This is a genomic window from Halomonas sp., assembly GCF_052095765.1.
In the GTDB taxonomy this organism is placed as follows: Bacteria; Pseudomonadota; Gammaproteobacteria; order Pseudomonadales; family Halomonadaceae; genus Halomonas.
Map to the genome: position 1 here is coordinate 1 of NZ_JBQDJZ010000131.1, position 5,526 is coordinate 5,526.

The following is a 5,526-nucleotide window of genomic DNA, read 5'->3' on the forward strand; positions in this document are numbered from 1 at the left end:
ATTCATTCATGACATATTTCATAAAAAACTAGCAGTGCTGTCGGTGACTGAAACCGACACAAGGGACAGCCTATCATGTTGAGCGTGACACCGATTCCAGCGTTCCGTGACAATTATATCTGGATGCTGCGCCAGGACTCGCAGCGTGAAGTCTGTGTGGTGGACCCAGGCGATGCGGCACCAGTTATCGCTGTCCTTGAGGCTGAGAACCTGACCCTTGCCAGTATTCTGATTACCCATCATCACTCTGATCACACCGGTGGAGTGGCCGAACTGGTCGCCCGCTATGCACCGCATGTGATCGGGCCGCACAACCCGGATATCTCCAATATTGACGAGCGTGTCGGTGACGGTGATGACGTGCGTGTGCTGGGTCGGCTGTTCGAGGTGCTAGAGGTGCCCGGCCACACCCTCGATCATATCGCCTTCTTCACCCGCGGAATTCCGGCCATGCTGTTCTGCGGTGACACCCTGTTCAGTGCAGGCTGTGGCCGCCTGTTCGAAGGCACTCCCGAGCAGATGCACAATGCCCTGTCACGCTTTGCAAAACTGCCCGGTGACACCTTGGTATTTGCTGCTCACGAGTACACCCAGTCCAACCTGGAATTCGCAGCAGCAGCCGACCCGCAGAATAAAGATGTCCAGCATGCCTTGGCGGAATGCCGCCGGGTGCGTAAACTCGACCGCCCGACCTTGCCTAGCAGTATGAAACGCGAGCTTCGAATCAACCCGTTTCTGCGCTGTCATCTGACCGATGTTCAGCAAGCAGTATCGGCACAGGGCGATACCAGCAGTGAACTGGCCACCTTCGCCACGCTACGCGCCTGGAAAGACAGCTTCTGATTGCTAACTTGACTCACTGCCAAAGCCATTCATTACACGGCTCAGCTAGAGAAAACTGCGCAAGACCGATTTCTGGAGAACATGCATGACCTTTTACCAGCGCCGCCGACTGCTCGGTCTTGCCGGCACCCTGAGTCTTACCAGCGCCCTGATGGCCGCTTCCTTCGATGGCCAAGCCGCCGCATCAACCACTAGCAATTTCGCTCTGCCACCTACCCCTTACACTACTACTACCAACAGCTCAAGCACGAAGCTGTTGTGGAGTGAGTTGGCTGTCAACTCGACCGATGCCTGGGAGCGCCTGCGTGGCGGTTTCGCGTGGCAGGGGGAATGGCAACGACAGGCTGGCGAGCAGCGGGTGCGTTACTGGATCAACCGCTATCTGGAAAGCCCGCGCAATATTGCTGCGATCAGCGAGCGCGCCAAGCCCTGGCTCGGCTGGATCATCCAAAGAGTGGAAGCGCGCGGGCTGCCCAGTGAAATTGCCCTGCTACCCTTTGTTGAAAGTGCCTTTGATCCCAATGCCCAAAGCCACATGGGCGCTGCCGGACTATGGCAGATCATGCCGCGCACCGGCGATGCGCTGGGTCTGCAACGCTCACGCAATTGGGATGGCCGCCTCGACGTGGTGAACTCCACCCGAGCTGCACTGGACTACATCGAGCTACAGGCAGAACAGTGGTACGAAGGGGACCTTGAGCTTTCCCTAGCGGCATACAATGCCGGTGCCGGCACCGTCAACAAGGCGCGCCGTGCAGCCTCTGGCCACGGCAAGGGCGACAGTTACTGGGACCTGTCGCTACCTTCAGAAACCATGGACTACGTGCCCAAATTGCTGGCCATTACCGCGATCATCAACGACCCTGACAAATATGGCATCACACTGCCAGAAATCAACGCAGCCCCCACTTTCGCCAGTGTCAGGGTAACCACCCCGCTGACACTCGACATGGCAGCGAGGCATCTGGGTATCGGCCCACAGCAGCTGGCTGAGCTTAACCCCGGACTGAAAGGCGACACAGCACACCCGCGCCATGTCCGCGAGCTACAGGTACCCATAGACCGCCAGCCACGCCTGGTGGCTGCTCTCAACCAACAGTCAGCACCTGCCTCCTTTAACAACTCTGACAGCATTCATGTGGTTCAGCACGGCGATACCCTGAGCCAGATTGCATCGCGACACGCCATATCACCGATTGATCTGGCCCGCTGGAACGGCATTCGCCATAGCGACGCTTTACAACCCGGACAGCAACTGACAATGTCAGAGTAATTACGCGGGCCTAACGCCCTGGGCTTACAGAAGGAACTTGTGTCATGCGTTCGACCGCCCTACTGATGCTGTCGCTTTCGGTAGCGCCTGCGCTTACCAGCGCATCCGATGATATTGACACTCGCCACGCGCTGGCTCTGTACGGTGAACCTGCCCTAGCGGCTGATTTCACCCACTTCCCGTATACCAACCCGCAAGCCCCCGTTGGCGGCAGTATGGCTCGCGATGCCATCGGCAGTTTCGACTCCACCAACCCCTTCATTATTCAGGGCACCCCTGCCGCGGGTCTCAGCAACATTTACGATACTCTGCTGGTCACCAACCCCGACGAGCCTTTCACCATGTACGGCCTGTTGGCTGAGGGCATCCGGCTGGCACCTGACCGCAGCTGGATCGAGTTCGATATCAATCCCCAGGCGCGCTTCCATGACGGCGAGCCAGTCACTGCAGATGACGTGGTGTTCAGCTTCACTACGCTGACCGAAAAAGGCCAGCCCTTCTATGGCGCTTACTACGCAGACATCACTGAAGTTAAAGCGCTGGATGGCGAAACTGTGCACTTCACCCTGGGTGACAGTGAGTCCCGTGAATTACCGCTAATCATTGGTCAACTGCCGATTCTTCCCGCCCATTACTGGCAAGATCGTGATTTCGAAGCCACCACCCGCGATGCCCTGCTGGGCTCTGGCCCTTATCGCATTGCCGATGTGGACCCTGGACGCCGAATCGTCTATGAGCGCGTCGATGACTACTGGGGCCATGAATTGCCGGTCAACCAGGGTCGCCATAATATTGAGCAGCTGGTGTTCGATTACTACCGCGACCACACCGTAGCGCTAGAAGCGTTCAAGGCCGGCAACCTCGACTTGCGTATTGAGAACAGCGCACGCCAGTGGGCCACCGCCTATGATTTCCCTGCGGCACGCGACGGCCTGGTTCAACTGCTGGAAGTGCCCACCGGACAGCCCGCTGGCATGCAGGCCTTTGTGATGAACGAACGCCGCCCGATGTTCGAGGACAAGCGCGTACGGCAGGCCTTCAATCTGGTGTTCGACTTCGCCTGGCTGAACCAGAACCTATTTTATAATGCCTACCAGCGCACCCAAAGCTACTTCGAGCACTCAGACATGGCCGCCAGCGGCCTGCCTGAAGGCGGCGAGCTAGCCTTGCTGGAACCCTTCCGCGACCAGCTGCCTGAAGAGGTATTCAATACGCCGCTACCGATGGCCGAACCCTCCGACATGCGTGAACGCCTGCGCCAGGCCATGGCACTGCTCCAAGAAGCTGGCTACGCCCACAATGATGCTGGCGAGCTGATCCATCAAGACACTGGCGAACCGTTGCGCTTTGAAGTACTACTCCACGACAGCCAGTTTGAGCGCGTTGTTCAGCCACTGCTACGCAACCTGGCCCGTCTCGGCGTCAAGGGTAAGCTGCGCACCGTGGATGTCAGTCAGTACCTCAACCGGCTGCGGGATTTCGACTTCGACATGGTGGTCGGCAGCTATCCGCAGTCCAATAACCCGGGCAATGAACAGCGCGAGTTCTGGGCCAGTGAATACGCCAATCAACCACGTAGTCGAAACCTGATCGGTCTTGAAGATCCGGTGGTGGATGCGTTGGTCGACCGGTTGATTGCCGCCGACTCCCGCAAATCTCTACAAGACGCCACTCGCGCGCTGGATCGCGTGCTGCTGTGGGGCTTCCATGTGATCCCCCAATGGCACCTAGGCAATAACCGCATTGCCGCCTGGGACAAATTTGCCGGCCAGCAGCCCTATCCCGAATACGGTATTGACCTGGATGCCTGGTGGGTCGAACCAGAGCGGTCAGAACGCATCGAAGCGCGTCAGCGCAGCCGTTGAACGAGGAAGCACCTTGGCTGCTTATGTGTTACGTCGTCTGCTGATGATGATCCCCACGCTGCTGGGGATTCTTCTGCTCAACTTCATGATTGTCCAGGCCGCCCCCGGCGGCCCCATCGACCAGATGCTGGCGCGCTTTGAGGGCATGTCCAGCGACTCCAGTACGCGCCTACAAAGCGGCGGCGGTGAAGTTGTTAGCAGTGGTGGCGGGGAGTCCCAGTCGCGCGGCTCACGGGGCATGTCAGACCAGTTCGTCAAACGTCTCGAGGAGCGCTTCGGCTTCGACCGCCCCGCTCATGAACGCTTTTTCTCCATGCTCAAGGATTACGCGCGCTTTGATCTCGGCAAAAGCTTTGTCAGCGGGGAAAAAGTCACCGTCATGATGCTTGATCGTCTTCCAGTGTCGATATCATTGGGACTGTGGACCATGCTACTGGTCTACCTGGTATCTATCCCGCTGGGGATTCGCAAGGCGATGCACCACGGCTCACGGTTCGATATCTGGACCTCAGGGTTGGTCATCGTCGGTTACGCCATTCCTGGTTTTCTGTTCGCCATCCTGTTGATTGTGCTGTTTGCCGGTGGCAGCTACTGGGATATCTTCCCATTGCGCGGACTGACCTCGCCAGACTTCGACTCACTGTCGGTGTGGGGCAAGATCAAAGACTACTTCTGGCATATCACCCTCCCCGTGCTGGCGTCGGCCATCGGCAGTTTCGCCACCCTTGCCATGCTGACCAAGAACAGTTTTCTCGATGAAATCCACAAACAGTATGTACTGACCGCCCGCGCCAAAGGTGCCAATGACAAACAGGTGCTGTATGGCCACGTGTTTCGCAACGCCATGCTGATCATTATTGCTGGGCTACCAGCGGCGCTAATCGGCATTTTCTTTACTGGCTCGCTACTGATCGAGGTGATTTTCTCGCTTAATGGCCTGGGCTTGCTTGGCTTTGAAGCCGTCATGAACCGCGACTATCCGGTCATTTTCGGCACACTGTACCTGTATACGCTGATCGGGCTGTTGCTCAAGCTGGTTTCCGACCTGACCTACATTTGGGTCGACCCGCGCATCGACTTTGCGACACGGGAGTCCTGACATGCGCGCTACCGCACACCGTCATACCCACCGGGTCTCGCCCATCACGCGCCGTCGCCTGGCCATCTTCAAGAGCAACCGTCGCGCCTGGTGGTCGTTGATCATCTTTGGCGTTCTGCTGGTGATCAGCCTACTGGCCGAGGTGATTGCCAACGACAAACCGCTGGTCATGGAATACAAGGGCCAGTGGTATGTGCCGGTGCTGGTGGACTACCCAGAGACCGACTTTGGCGGCTTCCTGCCCACGCCCACCGACTACCGCGATCCCTATATCCGCGAGGAAATCGAGGCCAATGGCTGGATGCTGTGGCCGCCGATCCCCTATTCCTATGACACCCTGGATATGGAGCTCACCCATCCCGCCCCGTCGCCGCCAGATGCCCGCCATTGGCTAGGAGGCGTTAACAATTAGGCCAGCCAGATGACGGCGGACACGAGGTGTAGCA

General features: G+C 58.1%; 4 protein-coding genes and 1 pseudogene. All 5 read left to right on the forward strand.

Annotation, left to right across the window (positions count from 1 at the left end):
* Nucleotides 1–75: 75 nt before the first annotated feature.
* Nucleotides 76–843 carry a hydroxyacylglutathione hydrolase gene (gene gloB, locus ACTH3D_RS12465; RefSeq protein ID WP_441667450.1) on the forward strand — a complete coding sequence of 256 codons (768 nt, stop codon included), beginning with the start codon at nucleotides 76–78 and terminating at the stop codon, nucleotides 841–843.
* A gap of 85 nt (nucleotides 844–928) precedes the next feature.
* Nucleotides 929–2,116, forward strand: a complete 1,188-nt coding sequence (locus tag ACTH3D_RS12470; protein WP_441667451.1) for a transglycosylase SLT domain-containing protein — start codon at nucleotides 929–931, stop codon at nucleotides 2,114–2,116.
* Nucleotides 2,117–2,160: 44 nt separating this feature from the next.
* On the forward strand, nucleotides 2,161–3,981 hold the full coding sequence (locus ACTH3D_RS12475; protein ID WP_441667452.1) for an extracellular solute-binding protein: 1,821 nt from the start codon (nucleotides 2,161–2,163) through the stop codon (nucleotides 3,979–3,981).
* Between the two features lie 13 nt (nucleotides 3,982–3,994).
* Nucleotides 3,995–5,080 carry a microcin C ABC transporter permease YejB gene (locus ACTH3D_RS12480; protein ID WP_441667453.1) on the forward strand — a complete coding sequence of 362 codons (1,086 nt, stop codon included), beginning with the start codon at nucleotides 3,995–3,997 and terminating at the stop codon, nucleotides 5,078–5,080.
* A gap of 1 nt (nucleotide 5,081) precedes the next feature.
* Nucleotides 5,082–5,477 (forward strand): annotated as a pseudogene (locus ACTH3D_RS12485) (ABC transporter permease); the annotation flags it as partial.
* Nucleotides 5,478–5,526 lie beyond the last annotated feature (49 nt).

What these genes read in the sequence shown, in the direction of transcription:
- ACTH3D_RS12470 (WP_441667451.1), top strand. Translation starts at nt 929, where the DNA reads ATGACCTTTTACCAGCGCCGCCGACTGCTCGGTCTTGCCGGCACCCTG.
- gloB (WP_441667450.1), top strand. Translation starts at nt 76, where the DNA reads ATGTTGAGCGTGACACCGATTCCAGCGTTCCGTGACAATTATATCTGG.
- ACTH3D_RS12475 (WP_441667452.1), top strand. Translation starts at nt 2,161, where the DNA reads ATGCGTTCGACCGCCCTACTGATGCTGTCGCTTTCGGTAGCGCCTGCG.